This window comes from uncultured Algoriphagus sp., from assembly GCF_963974835.1.
Classification (GTDB): Bacteria; Bacteroidota; Bacteroidia; order Cytophagales; family Cyclobacteriaceae; genus Algoriphagus.
This window is the reverse complement of sequence record NZ_CAXBET010000010.1, coordinates 149,290-171,125: the sequence shown is the minus strand read 5'-3', so window position 1 is coordinate 171,125 and position 21,836 is coordinate 149,290. Positions and strand designations below refer to the sequence as shown.

General features: G+C 41.1%; 19 protein-coding genes. 6 read left to right on the top strand and 13 right to left on the bottom strand.

The window, feature by feature from the left end; translation table 11 throughout:
- Positions 1 to 282: 282 nt before the first annotated feature.
- From AACZ73_RS17815 to AACZ73_RS17795, 5 genes are all read right to left on the bottom strand, one after another.
- Positions 283 to 879: a DUF1080 domain-containing protein gene (locus AACZ73_RS17815; protein WP_339879954.1), complete on the bottom strand. Its 597-nt coding sequence runs from the start codon at positions 877 to 879 to the stop codon at positions 283 to 285.
- Between the two features lie 88 nt (positions 880 to 967).
- Entirely contained in the window at positions 968 to 1,732 is a 765-nt protein-coding gene (locus AACZ73_RS17810) for a DUF1080 domain-containing protein (protein ID WP_339879952.1), read from the bottom strand.
- A gap of 123 nt (positions 1,733 to 1,855) precedes the next feature.
- The gene (locus tag AACZ73_RS17805) at positions 1,856 to 2,614 is read right to left on the bottom strand and encodes a helical backbone metal receptor (protein WP_339879951.1); all 759 of its coding nucleotides are present in this window, start codon (positions 2,612 to 2,614) and stop codon (positions 1,856 to 1,858) included.
- Positions 2,615 to 2,659: 45 nt separating this feature from the next.
- The gene (locus AACZ73_RS17800) at positions 2,660 to 3,724 is read right to left on the bottom strand and encodes a M42 family metallopeptidase (protein ID WP_339879950.1); all 1,065 of its coding nucleotides are present in this window, start codon (positions 3,722 to 3,724) and stop codon (positions 2,660 to 2,662) included.
- Positions 3,725 to 3,759: 35 nt separating this feature from the next.
- Positions 3,760 to 5,343 (bottom strand): acyl-CoA carboxylase subunit beta, encoded by a 1,584-nt coding sequence (locus AACZ73_RS17795; RefSeq protein ID WP_339879948.1) that lies wholly within the window; start codon positions 5,341 to 5,343, stop codon positions 3,760 to 3,762.
- A 245-nt stretch (positions 5,344 to 5,588) separates the two neighbouring features.
- Between AACZ73_RS17795 and AACZ73_RS17790 the strand changes: the two genes are divergently transcribed.
- The 6 genes from AACZ73_RS17790 to AACZ73_RS17765 all read left to right on the top strand — a co-directional run bounded on the left by AACZ73_RS17790 (position 5,589) and on the right by AACZ73_RS17765 (position 11,831).
- Positions 5,589 to 6,533 (top strand): exopolyphosphatase, encoded by a 945-nt coding sequence (locus AACZ73_RS17790; RefSeq protein ID WP_339879947.1) that lies wholly within the window; start codon positions 5,589 to 5,591, stop codon positions 6,531 to 6,533.
- A gap of 68 nt (positions 6,534 to 6,601) precedes the next feature.
- The gene (locus AACZ73_RS17785; protein ID WP_339879945.1) at positions 6,602 to 7,672 is read left to right on the top strand and encodes an Ldh family oxidoreductase; all 1,071 of its coding nucleotides are present in this window, start codon (positions 6,602 to 6,604) and stop codon (positions 7,670 to 7,672) included.
- A 125-nt stretch (positions 7,673 to 7,797) separates the two neighbouring features.
- Positions 7,798 to 8,259, top strand: a complete 462-nt coding sequence (locus AACZ73_RS17780) for a hypothetical protein (RefSeq protein WP_339879944.1) — start codon at positions 7,798 to 7,800, stop codon at positions 8,257 to 8,259.
- A 134-nt stretch (positions 8,260 to 8,393) separates the two neighbouring features.
- Positions 8,394 to 9,755 (top strand): Gfo/Idh/MocA family oxidoreductase, encoded by a 1,362-nt coding sequence (locus AACZ73_RS17775; RefSeq protein ID WP_339879942.1) that lies wholly within the window; start codon positions 8,394 to 8,396, stop codon positions 9,753 to 9,755.
- A 113-nt stretch (positions 9,756 to 9,868) separates the two neighbouring features.
- On the top strand, positions 9,869 to 11,236 hold the full coding sequence (locus tag AACZ73_RS17770; RefSeq protein WP_339879941.1) for a Gfo/Idh/MocA family oxidoreductase: 1,368 nt from the start codon (positions 9,869 to 9,871) through the stop codon (positions 11,234 to 11,236).
- A 100-nt stretch (positions 11,237 to 11,336) separates the two neighbouring features.
- A complete protein-coding gene (locus AACZ73_RS17765; protein WP_339879939.1) occupies positions 11,337 to 11,831 on the top strand; it encodes a GNAT family N-acetyltransferase in 495 nt (164 codons plus the stop codon).
- A 71-nt stretch (positions 11,832 to 11,902) separates the two neighbouring features.
- Here AACZ73_RS17765 and truA read toward each other — a convergent pair whose 3' ends face one another.
- From truA to ilvC, 8 genes are all read right to left on the bottom strand, one after another.
- Complete coding sequence (gene truA, locus AACZ73_RS17760) at positions 11,903 to 12,688, bottom strand: tRNA pseudouridine(38-40) synthase TruA (RefSeq protein WP_339879937.1); 786 nt, start codon at positions 12,686 to 12,688, stop codon at positions 11,903 to 11,905.
- Between the two features lie 456 nt (positions 12,689 to 13,144).
- Complete coding sequence (locus tag AACZ73_RS17755; protein WP_339879935.1) at positions 13,145 to 14,350, bottom strand: histidinol-phosphatase; 1,206 nt, start codon at positions 14,348 to 14,350, stop codon at positions 13,145 to 13,147.
- A 136-nt stretch (positions 14,351 to 14,486) separates the two neighbouring features.
- Positions 14,487 to 15,554, bottom strand: a complete 1,068-nt coding sequence (gene leuB / locus AACZ73_RS17750; protein WP_339879934.1) for a 3-isopropylmalate dehydrogenase — start codon at positions 15,552 to 15,554, stop codon at positions 14,487 to 14,489.
- Entirely contained in the window at positions 15,523 to 17,109 is a 1,587-nt protein-coding gene (locus AACZ73_RS17745; protein ID WP_339867773.1) for an alpha-isopropylmalate synthase regulatory domain-containing protein, read from the bottom strand. Before AACZ73_RS17745 ends, leuB begins: the two co-directional genes overlap by 32 nt.
- Positions 17,110 to 17,115: 6 nt before the next feature.
- Positions 17,116 to 17,706 carry a 3-isopropylmalate dehydratase small subunit gene (gene leuD / locus AACZ73_RS17740; protein ID WP_339879932.1) on the bottom strand — a complete coding sequence of 197 codons (591 nt, stop codon included), beginning with the start codon at positions 17,704 to 17,706 and terminating at the stop codon, positions 17,116 to 17,118.
- 88 nt (positions 17,707 to 17,794) lie between these two features.
- Positions 17,795 to 19,201, bottom strand: a complete 1,407-nt coding sequence (leuC, locus tag AACZ73_RS17735; protein WP_339867776.1) for a 3-isopropylmalate dehydratase large subunit — start codon at positions 19,199 to 19,201, stop codon at positions 17,795 to 17,797.
- A 2-nt stretch (positions 19,202 to 19,203) separates the two neighbouring features.
- Positions 19,204 to 20,712 carry a 2-isopropylmalate synthase gene (locus AACZ73_RS17730; protein ID WP_339879930.1) on the bottom strand — a complete coding sequence of 503 codons (1,509 nt, stop codon included), beginning with the start codon at positions 20,710 to 20,712 and terminating at the stop codon, positions 19,204 to 19,206.
- A gap of 19 nt (positions 20,713 to 20,731) precedes the next feature.
- The gene (ilvC, locus tag AACZ73_RS17725) at positions 20,732 to 21,775 is read right to left on the bottom strand and encodes a ketol-acid reductoisomerase (RefSeq protein WP_339879928.1); all 1,044 of its coding nucleotides are present in this window, start codon (positions 21,773 to 21,775) and stop codon (positions 20,732 to 20,734) included.
- Positions 21,776 to 21,836 lie beyond the last annotated feature (61 nt).

The following is a 21,836-nucleotide window of genomic DNA, read 5'->3' as shown; positions in this document are numbered from 1 at the left end:
CAGATGGGTGCGCAAAGGTAAGAACTCATTTTTGACTTCCAAACCCCGCAGCAAATTAATTTATTTTCAATATCTACTGAGCTTCTTACTCCTCAGTCCCCGCGCCGTTCGCGTCGTTTGGGAGTGCAAATATCAGGACTTTTATTGAAATGGCAATAAATATCTAAGAGTTTTAACTCCTTTACACTTAAACTCCTGATAGAGACGGGGAAAAGTTTTTGCAAAATAAAAATGCCCTGATGATTGAATCATCAGGGCATTTAATCTATAGGTATTGGAAAATTAAAGCTTTTTCAAAACAATATTTCGCCAGTAAACCTTAATCCCACCGCCATCATGGATCTGCAGACATATACCCCCTTTTCCTTCGGCTATTTTTGCGTCAGAGAAGTTTACCATCTCTTTTCCATTCAGGTATGAAGTAACGTTATCACCTTTAACAACGATTCTCATTTTGTTCCACTCTCCGAACTTCAAATACTTATCTTTTTCCGGATCAGGCTTCACTAACCAACCTCTACCGTATGATTCGTAGATCCCGCCGGTGTCGTGACCTGGAGGTGCCACTTCAACTTGCCAACCAGAAACTTTGGTTCCATCTACTGTAGACCTAATGAAAACACCGGAGTTACCATTAGCCTCCTGCTTGAATTCAAGGGTAATTTCGAAGTCATCAAAATTCTCATCCGTTCCCAAATACCCATATCCTTTATCTGGGCCACTTTCAGAAATTAGCAAACCATCTTCTACGTACCACTTTTCTGTACCATAGATTGTCCAGCCTGTCAAGTCTTCTCCATTAAAGAGCTTTACTTTCTTTTGCGCGTAAGCAAAATTCACAGATGCTACTAAAAGCAACATCACTAATACCTTTTTCATATGTTTATAATTTGTCTTTCAAATGTCACATAGAATCTCGCATGACAATAATCAAACTTTTGCAGGATGATTACTGTCATGCTCCATTTCATAGTTTCTTAATTTTAATGTTTTTGAACCAAGTCTCAGCTCCATGATCCTGAAGTGAAATCAAACCAGTTTTTGATATAGCATAATCAGGGTAGTCATTCCACTTACCAGAATTACGTGCTTTAGTCCATTCTTCAGAGTAAGGAACAAACTCAACTGTCTTCTGCCCATTCAAATAATAGCTAGATCCCGCTTCTGAGAAAATGATCTTTGAAGTATTCCATTCGCCTGCTGGCTTCACGGCACCTTCGTAATTCGGTTCAGTCATTGCATAATCCGCACCAATTGATTGCCATTTCTCCAAAGGTTCTGCAAAACCTAGCTGATCGATCATCTGATACTCAGGTCCTGTCTCGTAAGGAGCATGATATTTTGGGTCTTCCACTACGTGATAAAGTACTCCACTATTTCCTCCAGGAGCGATTTTCCAAGTCCACTCCATCTCAAACTGTTCAAATTCCACCGGTGCAAAAACAATATCACCTCCGATATCTCCACCTTTACCTAATGCTTTCAAAGCGCCGTCTTCTACAGTCCAACCATCTGATGGAAAACTATCTCCATTGAATGCTCTCCAGCCATCGGTGTTTACTCCATCGAAAAGTAGCATCCAGCCATCGGTCTTTTCCTCTTCTGTAAGTGAATTCTCAGGGACCAGTACTTCTTCAACTACTGTTTCGGTAACGGAATCTTCTGCTGGCTTAGGACCACATGACCAAGCTAAGGCAAATAAAGCCACCCAAGCATATTTTGTATTTTTCATAGAACTGTTAGTTACGAACTGATTAAAGTCAAAAGTTAATTGATTTTTTCAATAAAGTCCTTTGCTTAAATAAATTTTTTCATGAACGGTAAACAGTATCGTGTTCTCCATTTTCCAATCATTTTATAGATTCTCAAAATAAGTTTTGGCATTCAACAATCTGCTGCCATACCATGAGAAAATCTCCCCATCCACTAATTTAATTTTAGCCTCTGGCAAAAGCGATTGAAAATATTGAATGTGGGAATCTTTAAATGGAAAAGGCTCTGAACTAAGTAAAATGTTTTCAGGATTTAAATCAATCAGCTGCTCAATGGTAAGATGTGGATATCTAGAAGTCTGGATCAAATTCTCAAATCCTGCAAAACTCAACATCTCATTTATAAAGGTATCCGCCCCTGCAACCATGATGGGATCATTCCAAATCAAATAAACAGCCTTCTCTTTTCTTTTATGTGGTAAAGCAAAATCCACCTTCAACTGCTTAATGATTTCTTGAGCCTTTTCTTCTACATTAAGCATTTTTCCAAAACTCCCGATCATTTCTAAACTATCTTCCAGTGTATAGATATCACTCATCCAAACAGGATACTTTTCCATCAATTCCTCAATTCGATTCTGCTCATTTTCCTCTTTGTTACCAATAATCAAATCTGGTCTCAATGAGTCTATCACATCCATCCTATAATTCTTTGTTCCTCCAACGATGACCTTGCGCTTTTTCAGACCCTTAGGATGAACACAAAATTTGGTCACTCCGACCATTCTATCCTCCAGCCCTAAATCAACCAACAGTTCTGTTTGTGAAGGAACGAGAGAAATGATCCGCTGAGGAAGATTCGTTATAGAAATGCTTCGATTGAGTTGATCAATATATTCCATGAAGAAAAAAACGGTCCACAATCGAGATGATTGAGGACCGCAGACTTATTTTATATATCTAAAATCAAAAGTTGGATCGAAATCAATTAAGAATTCATACATCAGGGTGATAACCTGCTCGATGTCATCCTTACTTGCAGTCTCAACTGTAGTATGCATGTATTTCAAAGGCAGTGAGATCAAAGCCGATGGCACCCCTTCATTAGAATAGGCAAATGCATCCGTATCTGTACCTGTACCTCTAGATGCCGCAGCTCTCTGGAAAGGAATCTCCTTCTTTCTTGCCGTGGCAATAATCAAATCAAGTAACTTCTTATGTACAGAAGCTCCAACTGGCAACACTGGTCCTTTGCCAGCTGTGTAATCACCACTTGTCACTTTATTATATAGAGGAGCAGTGGTATCATGACAAACGTCAGTGATAATTGCAGCATTAGGTTTGATTTTGGCAGCGATCATCTGAGCGCCACGAAGACCAATTTCCTCCTGAACTGCATTTACTATATAGAGTCCAAAAGGCAGTTCCTTATTATTCTCCTTGATTCTTTTGGCAACCTGGGCGATCATGTAGCCACCTATTCTATTGTCAAGCGCTCTGCCAGAGTAGAATTTACCATTCAATTCAGTCAACTCATCTTTAAATGTGATCACACATCCTACGTGGATCCCCATTTCCTCCACTTCCTCTTTTGATCTAGCTCCTACATCAATGAAGATATTATCCAAAGTAGGCGTATCTTCTTTTCCTTCTTTTCTCACATGAATAGCAGGCCAGCCAAAAACTCCAGGAATCATACCTTTATCAGTATGGATATTCACCCGCATGGATGGAGCAATCATATGATCTGAACCTCCATTACGACGCACATAGATATATCCGTCATCCTTAATGTAGCTCACAAACCAGCTGATCTCATCCGCATGTGCTTCGATCACAACCTTGTATTCAGCCTCTGGATTGATCACCGCAACAGCAGTTCCATAATTATCCGTGAAATAGTCATCCGCAAATGGCTTGACATAATCCAGCCAAATCTGCTGACCTGAAGCTTCAAAACCAGTTGGGGAAGCGTTGTTGAGATACTTATATAAAAAGGTATTCGAATCCATTGAAAATTGTATTTGAAAATTGATAATTGAATTTATTATAGCGGAATATTCCCATGCTTCTTTCTTGGGATTTTATCGACTTTGTTTTCCAGCATTTTGAAGGCTTTGATAAGTTTTATGCGAGTTTCTGAAGGCATTATGACTTCGTCTATGAATCCTCGATGCGCTGCTCGATAAGGATTCGCAAATTTAGCCGTGTACTCATCTACTTTCTCCTGGAGTTTGGCTTCCGGATCCTCAGCCTCGGCGATCTCTTTCTTGAAAATAATCTCCGAAGCCCCTTTTGCCCCCATTACTGCAATCTCAGCAGTCGGCCAAGCAAAATTCAAATCAGCTCCAATATGCTTGGAATTCATCACATCATAAGCGCCCCCGTAAGCCTTTCTGGTAATCACCGTAATTCTAGGGACAGTTGCTTCTGAGAAAGCATACAGCAATTTGGCTCCATTGACGATTATCCCATTCCATTCCTGATCTGTGCCTGGCAAAAATCCCGGGACATCTACCAAAACCAAAAGTGGGACATTGAAACTGTCACAAGTTCTTACGAAGCGAGCAGCTTTCACTGAAGCATCGTTATCCAAAACTCCAGCCATAGACTGAGGTTGATTACCAACAACACCTATACTTCTACCCGCAATCCTTGCGTAGCCAACAACAATATTGTCAGCAAAGTTTTCATGAACCTCTAAAAATGAATCCTCATCCACGATTCCTTTAACAGCATCACGAATATCGTACGGCTGATTTGGGTTATCCGGAATCAAACTATCAAGCTCCTCTCGGCTTTCATCCTCCAATAGTTCATAAGGATAAACTGGAGCGATTTCCTCACAATTCTGAGGCATGTAGCTCAAGATCTTTTTGATATGCTGGATACATTCCAATTCATTTGCGCAAGCGAAGTGAGTCATACCGCTTTTAGTGCTGTGAGCTGAAGCCCCGCCAAGTTCCTCAGCGGTAACATTTTCTTGAGTGACGGTTTTAACCACATTTGGCCCAGTCACAAACATATAAGAGGTGTTTTCCACCATTAATATAAAGTCAGTAATCGCGGGGGAATAAACTGCTCCACCAGCACATGGGCCCATGATCGCAGAGATCTGAGGGACAACTCCAGAAGCAAGTGTATTTCTATAAAATATATCGGCGTATCCGCCAAGTGAATTCACACCCTCTTGGATTCGAGCTCCGCCAGAATCATTCAATCCAATTAATGGAGCACCATTTTTCATTGCCATATCCATGATCTTGCAGATTTTCTCTGCATGTGTTTCGGAAAGAGAACCGCCAAAAACGGTGAAATCCTGGGAGAACACATAGACCAATCGTCCGTTCACCTCTCCATATCCGGTAATCACGCCATCACCCAGATAATGTTCTTTGTCCAGACCAAAATCCTTTGCCCGGTGCATGACGAATTTATCAATCTCCTGAAAAGTGCCTTCATCCAACAGTAACTCCACACGCTCGCGAGCAGTGAGTTTTCCTTTCTTATGTTGAGAAGCTATTCTTTTTTCTCCTCCACCAAGTAATGCTTCCGCATTTTTCTTTTTGAGTACTTCGATCTTCCCTTCGTTTCCAGGTAAAATATAATTGGGTTTATCCTGATTGCTCATAGTATAGTTTTTAGACTAGCTCAAATATAGCAGGCTTTAGCAGCTATGGAAAAAAATGATAAGGAATGAGGAAATCCAGATAGCTCGTCACTGCCTGCTAAAAAAAATGACTATACAGAAATGTCCGTACGCTCAAGTCTAAGTTAACCAGTTGCTTTTTTAAAAAACTGAGTAATAAAACAAAGGTTAAAAGTCCTCATTTCAAATAACTTTCTATATTCGCCCATCTTTAAAATTGGCAGCGTATGAGTACCCGAAAGGCGGCGGTAATTGACATGGGCACCAATACATTTCATTTGTTATTGGTAGAATTAGATAATGTAACTTTTAAAACAATTTACAAGGAGAAAATCCCTGTCAAATTGGGTAAAGGTGGAATTAACCAAAACAATCTTGCTGAAGACGCTTTAAAACGAGCTTATCATACGCTTAAACATTTCAAAAACCTGATCGATGGCGAGCACATAGATCAGGTTTTTGCTTTTGCTACTAGTGCAGTTCGAAATGCTGAAAATGGTCCTGAGTTTGTCAAAACTGTCAAGGAAACTATTGGAATAAACATTCAAGTATTATCCGGCGAGGAAGAGGCTCAGATGATTTACCAAGGAATCCGATTGTCAGGCTCACTAAATGGACAGACTGATTTGATGATGGATATCGGAGGAGGGTCTGTAGAATTTATTATAGGCAACAGTCAGGAGTCATTTTGGAAACAAAGTTTTGAAATAGGTGGCCAACGTCTACTGGAGCTTTTTCACTACCATGACCCTATTTTACCTGAAGAAATCGATAAGCTGGAAGGTTATTTGGAAGAAAAACTTCAGCCGCTAATCGAAGCGATTCAAAAATACAAACCTTTAGGTCTTGTCGGAGCTTCAGGCACTTTTGACACCCTGACAGACATTTACTTCGAATCCATGCTCCAATGCAAACTCACTGGACGGCATGTATTTGAGCTTCCCGTAGAAGAATACGAGGCGATTCATCGTATGATTTTGAGTAAAAACAAGGAAGAGCGCCTCCTGATTCCTGGTATGATTCCAATGAGAGTAGATATGATCGTGGTCGCTTCAAGTTTGATCGAGTTTATTTTGCGATATATTGAAGTGGATTTCATCACCTGCTCCCATTATGCATTGAAAGAAGGAGCAATCGCTTCCTTGCTTATTCCGGAGCAGACAGCTCTTTAAGCCTTTCTAAAAAATTTCATTTCTTATATTTGGCTGGTAGTTTTTCACCAGATTAATCCACTATTCCTATGACCTATTCCTTCGAACAACTTCACGCTTTTACGCTAGGCATGCTTACTAAAATCGGCTGTCCGGAAGACCAAGCTAAAACTGCAGCGGATGTATTACTGTCTGCAGATCTGCGTGGTGTAGATAGTCATGGGGTAGCTAGACTTTCCGGATATGTGCGTTTGTGGGAGAAAGGAAGGATAAATGCTACGCCAAATGTGCGTGTCGTTCACGAAACACCTTCCACTGCTGTCGTTGATGGAGACGGTGGATTGGGCTTGGTTGTAGCTCCATTTGCAATGAAAGTTGCTATTGAAAAAGCTAAGATTGCCGGCACAGGTTGGGTCTCTGTGAAGAATTCAAATCATTACGGAATTGCAGGTTACCATGCTATGCAGGCTTTGGATCATGACATGATTGGGATTTCCCTGACGAATGCCAGTCCACTGGTTGCTCCGACTTTTTCACAGGAGAGACTTCTCGGGACGAATCCCATAGCAGTTGCGATCCCTGCTAAAAACCAGCCTCCTTTTGTGGCAGATTTGGCGACAACCACTGCAGCTAATGGGAAATTGGAAATCCTACAAAGAAAAGGAATGGACACGCCAACTGGTTGGGTTCAAGACAAAGAGGGAAATCCAACTACTTCCGCCAATGGTGTAAAAGACGGTGGAGCATTACTACCTCTTGGAGGCGACCGGGAACATGGTTCTCACAAAGGATATGCATTAGGGTCAGTTGTGGACATTTTCTCAGCAGTACTTTCAGGTGCCAATTACGGTCCTTGGGTTCCACCATTTGTGGCATTCCTCGAGCCAGATCCTAATCCAGTTGGAGAAGGAATTGGTCACTTTTTCGGAGCAATGCGAGTAGATGCTTTCCGCCCTGCAGACGAGTTCAAAGCACATATGGATAATTGGATCACTAGATTCAGAGCGGCTAAACCTACACCTGGAAATGAAAAGGTATTGATCCCAGGTGATCCTGAGCGGGAATTAGAAGCTATTCGCATGAAAGATGGAATTCCATTGCTAGATCCAGTGGTAAAGGATTTGACTGAACTGGGAGAGCGATTTGGGGTGAAGTTTTAAGGATGTGGGGTGTTGGATGTCGGGTGACCGATGTTTTAAGTCTGTAGAGATTACGTTAAAAGAGATTGGAGATAGGGAGTGATATACATAGGATTTTTTAAAATATCTTTTTTTAACTTTAACTCATGCCCCTTTCTGAATTAACTCACCGACCTTCTTTCGAAGAAAACCCTAAGCTTGCCAGAGCAGCCAATAATCTGAGAACTCTACTTTCTGCTATTGAGTTTAAGTCTATTCCTGATGAGCAAGAGCTGAAAATAAACGAGATTGTTGCGGGAGTAAATAATTTCCCAGGTCCAGATCCCGAATTGCTCAAGCAAATAAAATCCGCGCAAGCAGGTATCATCAAACTCCTAGATCAAGAACTGAAGCTTGTCCCGCAAAATCACTATCAGCTCCAATGGCTTGTTCTCGGAATGGCTACATTCGGGGTTCCACTGGGAGTAGTTTTTGGTATAGCTTTAGGTAATTTGGCCTTCCTGGGGATAGGACTTCCTATTGGTATGGCAATTGGGATAGCCATAGGTACTTCAAAAGACAAACAAGCTCAAGATGAAGGAAGGCAATTAGATTGGGTAGCAAAGTAATTTGTTCATCTGCACTTTTATCCCTAATCTTTTTTAGAACTGATTATGCTCATCAGGTAATGCCTCCATGTTTACCATAAGTACTTGGCAAAATCCTTGCTTTTTGTAAATTCAGAATCCTAAATCAATTACTTATGAACCCACTCAATCGAAGAGAATTTTTAAAAGGCAGTACTGCCCTGATGTCCTTGGCTAGTTTCGGCTTGCTAGGTATGGACTTTAAAGACAGAAAAGGCCCATTGCAAGTAGCACTAATAGGCACCGGATGGTATGGCAAATCAGATCTTTTCCGATTGATTCAAGTAGCAGACGTGGAGGTTGTTGGACTATGTGATGTAGATAGCATTCAGTTGGCAGAGGCAGGAAAACTAGTAGCGACTAGACAAAAGTCCGGGAAAGTCCCACCACTCTATGAAGATTACAAGGAGCTTTTAGACAAAGAAAAACCTGAATATGTACTCGTTGGAACTCCGGATCACTGGCATGCACTGATCGCAATAGCTGCATTGAAAAGCGGGGCACATGTTTATTTACAAAAACCGATTTCAGTGGATGTGATTGAAGGAGAAGCTATTTTGGCCGCTGCCAGAAAATACGATCGCAAAGTGCAAATTGGAACTCAACGTAGAAGCACCCCACATTTAGTCCAAGCAAAAAAGGAAATTATCGATACCGGGAAATTAGGAAAAATCTCCCATGCTGAGGTTTGCTGCTATTACCATATGCGAAACAACAGCAATCCTCCTGTGATGCCTGTTCCTGAAAATCTGAATTATGATCTCTGGGCTGGTCCTGCACCAATGCTTCCTTATAGAGGCATTTTGCATCGAGGCTGGAGAGCTTTTATGGAATACGGAAATGGGATTGTAGGCGATATGTGCGTACACATGCTGGATGCGGTACGCTGGATGCTGGATTTGGGATGGCCTTTACAAGTGACTTCTACTGGTGGGATTTATGTACAGAAAGATAGCGTGGCTAATATTTCGGATACTCAAACAGCCCTTTTTGAATTTGACGAGTTGAATGTAGTCTGGCAGCATCGCACTTGGGGTAATCCAGTAGATAAGGATTATCCTTGGGCTTTTAAAATCTACGGGGAAAATGGGATGCTGGCAGGAAGCCCGATGCGAGCTGATTATTACCCTGATGGCAGAGGTGAGGCTATTCATTATGACGTAGTGCTGGAAAAAGAGCAATACCCTGAAGATGTTACCGAAAAAGACAATGAAGTTCACGCTGCGCCTGCTACGCGTGAGCAAATGAGAGACTGGCTGAAGGCGATAGAAAATGACACTTTGCCTGTTGCAGACGTTTTGGAAGGTCATATTTCTACAGCTTCCTGCATTTTGGCAAATATGTCAATGGAACTAGACGGAAGACCACTTCGCTACAATCCAAAAACGATGACAGTTGAAGGAGATGAAGAAGCCACCGCACTTTTGAGAAGACCTTATAGAGATGGTTACATTCACCCGGAACCAGATCAAATTTGAGAATTTAAATTTTGAATTTCTAACTAATCTTCTTTCCACTTATCCAATTCTTGTTGCTAAGGGATTGTCTTTTTGTAACTTAATAGCTACAATAAACCTCAAACTCTTACTCAATGAATGCTCTTAACCGTAGAGATTTTCTGAAAGGCTCATCTGCCTTGGCTACACTCGCTAGTTTTGGATTGTTAGGAATGGATTTTAAAGACCGGGAAGGACCTCTTCAAGTTGCTTTGATTGGTACTGGCTGGTATGGGAAATCGGATCTTTTCCGACTTATTCAAGTAGCTGAAGTTGAAGTCGTTGGGCTTTGCGATCCTGACAAAAATATGCTGAAAGCAGCTGGAGATATGGTGGCGACGCGTCAAAAATCCGGTAAAGTCCCAGCCCTCTATGAAAATTATAAAGAACTTTTAAGCAAAGAAAAACCTGAATTCGTGCTAATTGGCTCACCGGACCATTGGCATGCGCTGCAATGCATCGACGCCCTAAAATCTGGAGCACATGTCTATGTGCAGAAGCCTATTTCGGTCGATGTGATCGAAGGAGAAGCGATGGTGGCAGCTGCAAGGAAATATAACAAGGTTGTCCAAGTAGGGACTCAGCGAAAAAGTACACCACATTTGATTGATGCCAAAGAGCAAATTATTGATACCGGGAAACTAGGTAAAATTTCTCACGTAGAGGTTTGCTGCTATTTTCACATGCGGGCGAATGGGAATCCACCTGTAGAGCCGGTACCAGAATTTTTTAATTACGATCTGTGGACTGGACCTGCACCCTTAAGACCTTATGATGGAATTCCTCACAAAAGATGGTGGAGAACATTTATGGAATATGGAAACGGAATCACTGGTGATATGTGCGTTCATATGCTAGACACCGTAAGATGGATGTTGAAGTTGGGTTGGCCCACTCAGATCAGTTCATCAGGAGGGATTTATGTTCAGAAAGATGGAAAATCAAATATTTCAGACACTCAATCAGCCATCTTCGAATACCCAGAACTGAATGTCGTTTGGCAGCATAGAACATGGGGAAACCCGGATGATTCTGACTATCCGTGGGCATTCAAAATTTTTGGAGACAAGGGAATGCTGGCAGGAAGTACCATGCAGGCAGATTATACTCCGTTGGACAAAGATGAAAAGCCAATCCATTTTGACTGTCTTTTTGAACGAGAAAAATATCCTGAAGATGTCAATGAACCAGATATAGAATTGAATGCCGCACCTGCGACAAGACTTCACATGAAAGACTGGTTGAAAGCAATTGATCAAAACACCTTACCTGTTGCTGATATAGAAGAAGGTCATATTTCTACCGCTTCCTGCATTTTGGCAAATATTTCCATGGACTTGGGCGGAAGAGCATTGAAATACGATCCTAAAAGCATGACAGTGATCGGAGATAAAGAAGCAACTGAAAGACTGAGAAGGCCATACAGAGAAGGGTATACTCACCCAGAACCAAGTAAGGTTTAGCCTTATAAGTTAAAATTTAAAAACCGAGTCTCACAAAAAGGGGCTCGGTTTCTGTTTTTTAACACAATCGGGATAAATTGAATTTTCATTTTCTACTCCTATGATTCAAATAATCCCAGCATCCAAAGAAGATTTAAAACAAGTGCAATCCATCGCCCACAGAACTTGGCCAGACACTTTTGGGGATATCCTTAGCCCTGCTCAAATCGATTACATGCTAAATTTGTTTTATGATTTACCCCATCTCGAAGCACAATTTGAAGATGGTCATATCTTTTTGCTCGCATATGAAGATGGAGTAGAATTAGGGTTTACTGGAATTCAACCCAATCTAAAGCCAGGTCAAACCAAAATCCACAAGATTTATATTCTGCCCTCAGCTCAGGGAAAAGGAATTGGGAAGAAATTAATTCAGGCTATTAAAAAGATTGCCTTAGAAAATGAGCAAAAAAGTCTGCTACTAAATGTAAACAAGTACAATAAGGGCGCTATTGAATTTTACGAGTACATGGGTTTTGAAAATATCAAGGAGGAAGTCATAGATATAGGAAGTGGTTATGTGATGGATGATTATGTGTTTGAGATGAACCTTTGAAAACATTTTTTGACCTCGAAGGTTTAAAATAAAAAATTAAACCTTCCGAGGAGATTTCTCAGTTTTACCGATCAAAGGATATCTAATACTGTTTCCCAAAGCACCAAACCATTTGCCGGTGCTGGAGGTAATTTCTCAAATAGCTCTGGGGATTCAAACCGGGCAGATATTTCCGGCAATTCCATTTCCCCTTTTCCAATTTGCCAAACGGCTGACATCATCATTCGCACTTGATGATGAAGAAATCCAGTACCAGTGATTTCGAAGTAATAAATCTCTTTAGGAAAGTACTGCCCTAAAAACTCGTTTGTATTTAGGATACCAGCAGATAGAACTTCTCGGATATAATCTATTTTATTTTCAGAAGGCTTGCAAAACGCCTTGAAATCATGCTTCCCTTTAAACAATTGACAAGCTTCTCTCATCGCTTCCCAATTCAGATTCTCCTTTATATTGACTAGAAAAGCCGAAGCAAAAGGATGGAAATCTATTAAGTTAGAAAAATAATAGCGGTAAGTTTTCTGCTTTACGGATTGGATCAAGTTAAAATTGGTGGCGACTTCCTGCACGGAATTTAACTGCATATCCTGAGGCAAGCGCTCATTCAATTCGGGCAAGAGTGAATTCATTTCAACTTTTTCCCGAAGGAAAATCTGCACATACCCTCCAACACAGGAAACTCCAGAGTCTGTTCTGCTTGATCCAATCAGAGAAAAATCTTCATGACCCAACAAATGTCTAATCACCCGCTCCAACCTACGCTGTACTGTTGGCTGATTGGGCTGAGGAGCCCAACCTTTGTATCGTGCACCAAAATATGAAATGGAAAAAAGATAGGAATATGGTCGGGATTGCAATGAAATAACGATTTGTGATTTGAACTTTGAAATTAAGGGAATTTAGATCAAACCATCAATGCATTATATTTTTAGTGCAAAGTATGCTCTTTAGTGAAAATGGAATTTTTGGGAATGCCAAAATGAATGAGGTATTCCATAAAAATCACATTTATACATAGGTATCTCAAGAAGGAACCAAAGGCCTATCACAAATATAATTACTAGATTAAGCTTCCTTACTTTACCCTCTTTGATTTTTATTATTCCAAAAATAATTAATAGGGTTGATAAACTTATGTAGAAAAATAATTGACCGAAAAAGATGTTAGAGGAAAATATATTACTGGATAAATCTGCTGACTTATCAAAGAAGTTAGATAACCCTACCCACATTTTCCTGTATAACCAAAAGGAAAATATTCCAATTGTCACGTAAAACCAACCAATAATTTTAGTATTCATTAATTTATAACTTCATCTTGTCTTAACTGGCTGTGTCCAGGCCGTTTCTGTATCACCGATCTGATAATGGTTTTCTTTGGGTTTGGAAGAAATGATTTTTGCTCGAACATACATATCATCTGACTCCAAAGTATAAGATCCTGAAGTTCCGCTTACTTCGCTCAGCAATATTCCGCTTTCTTCCGAGGAAGATTTTTTGGTGCCAAAGAATTGGATTTCATAAGAAATACCGTCTTCCGCCTTCACTTCGACATTTAGCGTTTTTCCACTGAAGTCTATTGATTTCAAAATAACGCCAGTACTTGAATAGAAATCTCCACGCTCCATAGCTTCAACCAAAGATGCCGGATCTAAGCTTTCAGACAAAACCATTACCCAGCCTCTTCCAGGATTGCTACTATTTTGATCGAAAACATGGTAATTGTGCGCATCATCCACAGCCAATCCATAAAGTAAGGGTTTGCCAGCCTGTAAATACGATGCTTGGATTTTGTCCCACAAAACTTCCATACTAGGTCGAAGGGAATCTCCATAATTATTCACTTGAGGATGGCCGTTGTAAACTTCAAAAAATCGCTCGCCATTCAAGGCTATAATATCCTCAGGCGTGATAGCCCAGACAAAATTTGGGTGATTGATATGCAAAAACATTGGCACTCCAGTAGAATCCCGCTGTGCTTTAACTCTATCCAAACCATTTTGCAAAATCTCCGGAATTGAATTCCCTCCTTCTGCAGGGATTAATTTCTGAATGTTCGTCACATTCATATGAAGTGGTTTACTCTGAAAACTCTCCGTTAACTCCTGCGATTGAATGATCAGAAACTTTCCTTCTTCCTCAAACATCGGAGCATATTCAGCCAAGGTTTTCAATTTTACTTCTATCCTATCAGCTGAGTCCTTTCGATAAATAACCTGATCACCATATTTCTCTACATACTTTTGAAATCCCAATTCATGAGAGGGAGATTTCGGAATTAACTTCCATTTTTCCCCTTGGGCCAGCGTATTATGATCAGATAAAACCACAAAATCATAGTCATGAGACTTATACCAATCCATAATCATCTCGGGATAATCATCACCATCAGACCAATAAGAATGCGTATGAAGATTGCCTTTGTACCATTGTTTGGAAGATTTTTCAATCTTCTCTGCCGAACTGCAGGAGACAAAACTTAAAGCAATAATTACAAAAAATATAGGAAGATATCTCATAGCATAGGGTGTTTAGGTTATAATCAAATATAACATGGTCTTGCAAATGAAAGATTAGCTCTAGATTATCATTACTATTAAGCATAAAAAAACCACCTCTTTCAAGGTGGTTTTCTAGTTTTCTAACTTTCCAATCTTAAGCCAAAATCTTCGCAGCTAGCCAATCGCCAACTTCAGAAGTTTTATAGGATGTACCGCCATCAGCAATATCTTCGGTTACATATCCTTCATCAAGTGAAAGATTGACTACATCAGAAATTAGTTTAGCTTCTTCTTTCAGATCAAAAGCATAATCAAACATCATCGCAGCAGATAGAACTGTGGCCAATGGGTTTGCAATGTCTTTTCCAGCGGCTTGTGGATAAGAACCGTGAATTGGTTCGAACAATTTGATGGAAGTTCCCAAGGATGCAGATGGCATTAAGCCCATAGAACCTGAAATTACCGAAGCCTCATCTGTCAAGATATCTCCGAATAAATTTTCAGTAATCAAGACATCGTACGCTTTTGGCCACTGAATCAATCGCATCGCTACCGCATCTACGAATTCATATTCTACTGTCACATCTGGATATTCTGGAGCAAGTTCTTGTACGGTTTCTCTCCAAAGTCTAGAAGTAGCCATCACATTTGCTTTATCCACGCAAGTCAGGAGTTTTCTTCTTTTTTGCGCAGCTTCGAAACCCATTCTCGCCAAGCGTACGATCTCATGCTTGCTATACACATTGGTATCAAAAGCTTTGGTGCCTTGCTCGTTTCTTCCTCTTGGCTCGCCGAAGTAGATTCCACCAGTCAATTCTCTGAAAAACACAAAGTCAACACCATCTACACGATCCAATTTCAAGGGAGACTTATGCACTAAAGAAGGGAAAGTGAATGTAGGACGAACATTGGCAAATAAGCCCAATTTCTGACGCATCAACAACAAACCTTGCTCTGGACGAACCTTAGCTTTAGGATCATTATCGTACTTAGGATCTCCGATAGCTCCGAAAAGAACTGCGTCTGATGCAGCAGCTATTTCGTGGGTTGAATCTGGATAAGGTTCACCAGTCGCATCAATAGCTGCGGCTCCTACTACTGCTTCTGTAAAAGTGATTTTGTGTCCGAATTTCTGGCCAATAGCTTTCACTACTTTCACAGCCTGGTCGATTACTTCAGGTCCGATGCCGTCACCCGGCAACAGCGCGATATTCATTTCCATAAAACTTGGATTCTTCTTTCGTTGGTGTTTGATTGAATGATTCGACGATGTTCAGCATTTTCTCTGTGGCCATCATCGCAGCCACTGTTTGATCGGGATCTAGCCCTTTCGTTTTAAATATTTTTCCATAATCCCAAGTCACGACTGTCTCCACAAAAGCATCTGTTTTGCCTCCAGGAGGAATCGAAACATGGTAATCGATCAACTTAGGAAGTTGTCTTTTTCGGGATTTGTAAATTTCTTTGACTGCCCGCATAAATGCATCATATTGCCCATCTCCAGATGCATGTGCGTCATAGGATTTGCCGTAAATGTTTAAGCGAAGTTGCACAGAAGGTTTTAGACCTTGAGAATGGGTCATATGGTAGCCTTCGATGAAAATATTTTTGGAAATAGAGTTATTCTGCAATACATCGGAAATGATATAAGGCAGATCTTCCGTAGTAACCCGCTCTTTTTTATCACCCAGTTCGATGATTCGCTGAGTCACTTTCGTCAGTTCCTCTTTTTCTAAAGAAATCCCCAGCTCTTCCAAATTCTTTAGAATATTGGCTTTGCCGGAAGTTTTACCAAGGGCATATTTCCGCTGTCGACCAAATCGCTCAGGAAGCAGATCGTTGAAATAAAGGTTTTTCTTATTGTCTCCGTCAGCGTGAATTCCTGCAGTTTGAGTAAATACATTTTCACCGACTACAGGCTTATTTGCTGGAATATGCTGTCCGGAAAACTGCTCTACCAACTTACTTACGCGGTAGATTTTCTGCTCCTGCACATTGATCTGAAGATCAGTGAAATCTTTGATCACTGCAATCACTGATTCCAATGGAGCATTTCCAGCTCTTTCTCCAAGCCCATTGATCGTAGTATGAATTCCAGAAGCACCGTACATGATGGCTTCCATGACGTTGGCTACAGAAAGATCGTAGTCATTATGCGCATGGAAATCAAAATGGGCGTTCGGGAATTTGGTAGATATTTGGATGAAAAATGCCTTTGTCTCTTCCGGAGAAAGCAGTCCCAACGTATCTGGAAGCATAATTCTCTTCACAGGAAGTGTGGTCAGGAATCCGATCAAGGCTAACGTGTATTCCTGAGAATTCCGCATTCCATTCGACCAATCTTCCAGATACACATTTACATCAATCCCATTTTCCTGAGCATATTCAATGCTCTTTTGGATGTCTGCAAAATGCTCATCCTGAGTTTTTTTCAATTGATGCACAAGGTGATTAAGGGAACCTTTTGTAAGCAGATTCATCACTTTGGCACCAGCCTTCAACAGCCAATCCACCGAAGCGGGTGTATCCACAAAGCCTAAAACCTCAACCCTATCCAGATAGCCTTTCTCAGCTGCCCAGTGTGTGATTTTTTGCACCCCTTCCAATTCCCCATCTGAAACTCTAGCTGAAGCAACCTCTATTCGATCTACCTTCAATTCATCCAGCAAAAGCTTAGCGATCTGCAGCTTTTCAGAAGGCAAGAAGGAAACGCTAGAGGTCTGTTCACCATCCCTTAGCGTAGTATCCATTATTTCAATGCGCTTCCCTGCGGCCATTTTCACTTATTTATTTGCAGCAAAAGCATCGATTTCATCTGACATACTTAATAAGTAGTCGATATCGTCGAAGCCATTTTGCATGTTATCTTTTTTGTATTCGTTGATGTCAAAAGACTCAAATTCCCCTGTGGAGTCAAGGGTAATCTTCTGATTCGGAATGTCTACAGTAATCGTAGTTTCAGGATTTGTAGTAATTGCATCCATAAGTTTATCAGAAAACTCAGGGGAAACAGTCACTGGAAGTACTCCGATATTTAAGCAGTTATTTTTGAAGATATCTGCGAAAAAGCTGGATACTACACATCTGAATCCATAATCATACAATGCCCAAACAGCATGTTCCCGGCTAGACCCAGAACCGAAGTTCCTTCCTGAAACCAAGATTTTACCGCTGTAAGTAGGATCGTTCAGGACAAAATCTTTTTTAGGGTTACCTTCTACATCATATCTCCAGTCACGGAAAAGATTGTCGCCGAAACCTTCACGCTCTGTAGCCTTTAGGAATCGAGCTGGGATGATCTGATCTGTATCCACATTGTCTGTCGGTAATGGAACCGCAGTGCTCGTGAGAACAGTAAATTTATCGTAAGCCATTTTTTAATTAGTTCAAAGGTTGGAAAGTTGGAAAGTTGAATGGTTTGCTCGGTGCAAACAGGTACTTCCCATTTCTGACTTCGTATTTTTAATTTTGAAACACTTCTCTTGGATCGCAGATTTCACCGGCAATGGCTACTGCTGCTACTGTTAAAGGAGATGCGAGCATGGTTCTAGCTCCAGGCCCTTGACGACCTTCGAAGTTTCTATTAGAAGTAGAGACTGCATATTTTCCAGAAGGAATCTTGTCATCGTTCATCGCTAGACAAGCAGAACAACCTGGTTGACGTAGTTCGAATCCAGCTTCTTCCAGGATTTTAACCAAACCTTCTTCATGTGCCATTTTCTCAACTTCGCGAGAACCTGGAACGATCCAAGCGGTAATGTTATCTGCTTTTTTGTGTCCTTTTACATAAGATGCCACAGAACGAATATCCTCGATACGCCCGTTGGTACAAGAGCCTACGAATACGAAGTCAACTTTTTTACCCTCGATAGCTTCACCTGGCTCGAAGCCCATGTAGGCTAAAGACTTCAGGTAAGAAGATTTATTGCTTCCTTCCATGCCTTCAGTGGTAGGAATATTTCCCTTCACTTTGATTCCCATACCTGGATTAGTACCGTAGGTGATCATCGGTTCGATATCCGCAGCATCGAAGTGATACTCCTTATCGAAAACCGCACCTTCGTCTGTTTTCAGAGTTTTCCAATGAGCAACAGCTTTGTCCCAATCTTCGCCTTTTGGAGCGTATTCTTTCCCTTTCAAGTATTCGAAAGTAGTTTCATCAGGAGCAATCAAACCTCCACGAGCACCCATTTCGATAGACATGTTACACACCGTCATTCTAGCTTCCATAGAAAGGCTTTGGATAGCCGATCCTGCATACTCCACAAAGTATCCAGTAGCACCTGCAGCGGAGATCTGTGCGATCACATAGAGTATCAAGTCTTTGGAAGTTACGCCAGGTCCAGCTACGCCATCGATGGTGATTCTCATTTTCTTAGCCTTGGACTGCATGATACACTGCGTCGCTAATACCATTTCTACCTCAGAAGTACCGATCCCGAAAGCAATTGCTCCGAAAGCGCCGTGAGTAGAAGTATGGCTATCACCACACACGATAGTCATTCCTGGCTGGGTGATACCCAATTCCGGTCCTATCACGTGAACAATCCCATGATGAGCAGAACCCAAATCGTGAAGTTCGATGCCGTATTTGGCACAGTTCTCACGAAGTCTTTCTACTTGCATGCGTGAAAGCTTGTCCTTAATTGTTTTATCCTGATCGACTGTAGGTACGTTGTGATCAGGTGTTGCAACTGTTCTGCTTGGGTTTTTTACGCCAATTCCACGCTTTTCCAAGTTTAGAAAAGCTACCGGAGAAGTTACCTCATGGATAAAATGCTTATCGATGAAGAATACATCTGGTCCAGCCGGAACGGATTTCACTACGTGAGCATCCCAGATTTTATCAAATAATGTTGTCTTTTCCATAATTATGCGGTCGCGTATTCTTTGACCGGGATTTTATTGAGTGCATCTACAAAGGCCTGAGCTGAAGCCAATACGATGTCTGTATGTGAGGCAAAACCATAGTAAGGTTTGTCTCCTTTGATTAATCTCATGTGAACTTTTGCCACATCATCACTACCATGGGTAATGGCTTGGATTAGGAATTCCTCCAATTCCACTGCTGGCTTGGCGATCTTGTCTATAGCTTTCAGAACTGCATCTACAGGACCATTTCCATGTGCGGTAGAAGTATGAAATTCGTCACCGATTTTCATTTCTACTTGCGCTTGAATAGTTCCATTTGATGAATAGGTGACCTTACCCAGTTCAATGAAATTTGACTCACTTACAAATTTGCCCACAAGCCCCAAAAGGTCTTTGCGTCCAATATCTCTTTTACTATCAGCAAGGATCAAAAATTCCTCGTAGACATCTCGAAGAGCATCGCCTTCCAATTCTACCCCCAAAGCATCAAGGTGATGTTTTAAAGCAGCACGTCCAGATCTTGCAGTCAATACAATTGTTGATTCACCAACACCCACGTCCTTAGGATCAATGATTTCGTAATTTTCTCTATGCTTCAGTACTCCATCTTGATGAATCCCAGATGAGTGAGCAAATGCATTTCTACCTACAATAGCCTTGTTTGGCTGAACAGGCATGTTCATCAACTTGGAAACCAATCTGCTTGTATTGTAAATCTTAGGAGTAACTATATCAGTATGGACTTCGATTGATTTATGACATTTGATAGCCATTACAACTTCTTCAAGAGAGGTATTCCCTGCTCTTTCTCCAATACCGTTGATTGTAACTTCTACTTGACGGGCACCATGCTGAACGCCGGATACCGTATTTGCAGTAGCCATTCCTAGGTCATTGTGACAATGTGTAGCGATAATTGCTTTGTCAATATTTGGCACATTATTCTTCAAACTTGCGATGATAGCACCGTATTGTTCTGGAAGTGTATATCCCGTGGTATCAGGAATATTCACCACTGTCGCTCCAGCCTTGATCACTTCCTCAATGATCTTATTCAGAAAGTCTGCATCGGCACGACCTGCATCCTCTGCGTAAAACTCCACATCATCAACAAACCTTCTTGCAAACTTCACTGCTGCCACACCCCGGGCAATGATATCCTCGGGAGTGGAGCGCAGTTTGTATTGAATGTGATATGGTGAAACACCAATTCCAGTATGAATACGACCCTTTTTCGCGAATTTGAGGGATTGAGCCGCTACTTCGATATCTTTTTCTACAGCTCTGGAGAGGGCACAGATAATTGGGTTGGAAACTGCCTTTGAAATCTCGAGTACAGAATTAAAATCTCCTGGACTTGAAATGGGAAAGCCGGCTTCGATAATATCTACACCTAGTTCTTCCAGCGCTTTTGCTACCACAATTTTCTCCTGGGTATTCAGCTGACACCCGGGTACTTGCTCCCCATCTCTCAGGGTAGTGTCAAATATCCATAGCTTCTCACTCATAATTCTTGGGGGTTTTATATTAATTATTTTCTGGTCTCAACTGACGGACGACAGCACCTGCCTGCCACATTTCAGAATCTCTCAATTCTTTCAATTCAGCTTCCAGTTTTACTCGGTAATCTTCTTTAGAGTTAGAGTCAATAGACTTCTGAGCCTCTTGTCCAGTTTTTACACTGTTATATAGTTCTTCAAATACCGGTTTAGTAGCATCCCTGAATGGCTTCCACCAATCCAAAGCACCTCTTTGTGCTGTAGTAGAGCAGTTAGCATACATCCAATCCATTCCGTTTTCAGCTACCAATGGCATCAAAGACTGAGTCAATTCTTCCACTGTTTCGTTGAATGCTTCAGATGGAGTATGACCATTTGATCTCAACACTTCGTATTGAGCTGCGAAAATACCCTGAATAGCACCCATCAAAGTTCCTCTTTCGCCAGTCAAATCTGATGTTACTTCACGGTAGAAATCTGTTTCGAATAAGTAACCTGATCCTACACCGATACCAAGAGCTACAACACGATCTTTCGCCTTACCAGTTCCATCCTGATAGATTGCATAAGAAGAATTCAAGCCTCTACCTTCTACAAACATTCTTCTTAAAGAAGTACCTGAACCTTTAGGAGCTACCAAGATCACATCTATATCAGCTGGAGGAATAATACCGGTTTTTTCCTTGTACGTCACACCGAAGCCGTGAGAGAAATATAACGCTTTACCAGGAGTAAGGTGTTTTTTTACTGTTGGCCAAAGAGCAATCTGACCTGCATCAGAAAGTAGAAATTGAAGGATAGTACCTTTTTCACAAGCTTCTTCCAATTCAAAAAGCGTTTGACCAGGAACCCAGCCATCAGCTACAGCTTTTTCCCAAGTCTTGGAGCCTTTACGCTGACCTACAATCACATTGAATCCGTTGTCTTTCAAGTTAAGTGCCTGACCAGGACCTTGTACTCCGTAACCTAATACAGCGATCACTTCGTCTTTAAGTACTTCTCTTGCTTTTTCCAGTGGAAATTCTTCCCTGGTTACTACGTTTTCTTCTGTTGAGCCGAATTTTAATTTCATGAGCTTTTAATAGTTAATTACTAGTGTTTAATAGGTTCCAGCGGAATCCCGTTTTGGTTTA

What these genes read in the sequence shown, in the direction of transcription:
- AACZ73_RS17815 (WP_339879954.1), bottom strand. Translation starts at nt 879, where the DNA reads ATGAAAAAGGTATTAGTGATGTTGCTTTTAGTAGCATCTGTGAATTTT.
- AACZ73_RS17810 (WP_339879952.1), bottom strand. Translation starts at nt 1,732, where the DNA reads ATGAAAAATACAAAATATGCTTGGGTGGCTTTATTTGCCTTAGCTTGG.
- AACZ73_RS17805 (WP_339879951.1), bottom strand. Translation starts at nt 2,614, where the DNA reads ATGGAATATATTGATCAACTCAATCGAAGCATTTCTATAACGAATCTT.
- AACZ73_RS17800 (WP_339879950.1), bottom strand. Translation starts at nt 3,724, where the DNA reads ATGGATTCGAATACCTTTTTATATAAGTATCTCAACAACGCTTCCCCA.
- AACZ73_RS17795 (WP_339879948.1), bottom strand. Translation starts at nt 5,343, where the DNA reads ATGAGCAATCAGGATAAACCCAATTATATTTTACCTGGAAACGAAGGG.
- AACZ73_RS17790 (WP_339879947.1), top strand. Translation starts at nt 5,589, where the DNA reads ATGAGTACCCGAAAGGCGGCGGTAATTGACATGGGCACCAATACATTT.
- AACZ73_RS17785 (WP_339879945.1), top strand. Translation starts at nt 6,602, where the DNA reads ATGACCTATTCCTTCGAACAACTTCACGCTTTTACGCTAGGCATGCTT.
- AACZ73_RS17780 (WP_339879944.1), top strand. Translation starts at nt 7,798, where the DNA reads ATGCCCCTTTCTGAATTAACTCACCGACCTTCTTTCGAAGAAAACCCT.
- AACZ73_RS17775 (WP_339879942.1), top strand. Translation starts at nt 8,394, where the DNA reads ATGAACCCACTCAATCGAAGAGAATTTTTAAAAGGCAGTACTGCCCTG.
- AACZ73_RS17770 (WP_339879941.1), top strand. Translation starts at nt 9,869, where the DNA reads ATGAATGCTCTTAACCGTAGAGATTTTCTGAAAGGCTCATCTGCCTTG.
- AACZ73_RS17765 (WP_339879939.1), top strand. Translation starts at nt 11,337, where the DNA reads ATGATTCAAATAATCCCAGCATCCAAAGAAGATTTAAAACAAGTGCAA.
- AACZ73_RS17755 (WP_339879935.1), bottom strand. Translation starts at nt 14,350, where the DNA reads ATGAGATATCTTCCTATATTTTTTGTAATTATTGCTTTAAGTTTTGTC.
- leuB (WP_339879934.1), bottom strand. Translation starts at nt 15,554, where the DNA reads ATGGAAATGAATATCGCGCTGTTGCCGGGTGACGGCATCGGACCTGAA.
- AACZ73_RS17745 (WP_339867773.1), bottom strand. Translation starts at nt 17,109, where the DNA reads ATGGCCGCAGGGAAGCGCATTGAAATAATGGATACTACGCTAAGGGAT.
- leuD (WP_339879932.1), bottom strand. Translation starts at nt 17,706, where the DNA reads ATGGCTTACGATAAATTTACTGTTCTCACGAGCACTGCGGTTCCATTA.
- leuC (WP_339867776.1), bottom strand. Translation starts at nt 19,201, where the DNA reads ATGGAAAAGACAACATTATTTGATAAAATCTGGGATGCTCACGTAGTG.
- AACZ73_RS17730 (WP_339879930.1), bottom strand. Translation starts at nt 20,712, where the DNA reads ATGAGTGAGAAGCTATGGATATTTGACACTACCCTGAGAGATGGGGAG.
- ilvC (WP_339879928.1), bottom strand. Translation starts at nt 21,775, where the DNA reads ATGAAATTAAAATTCGGCTCAACAGAAGAAAACGTAGTAACCAGGGAA.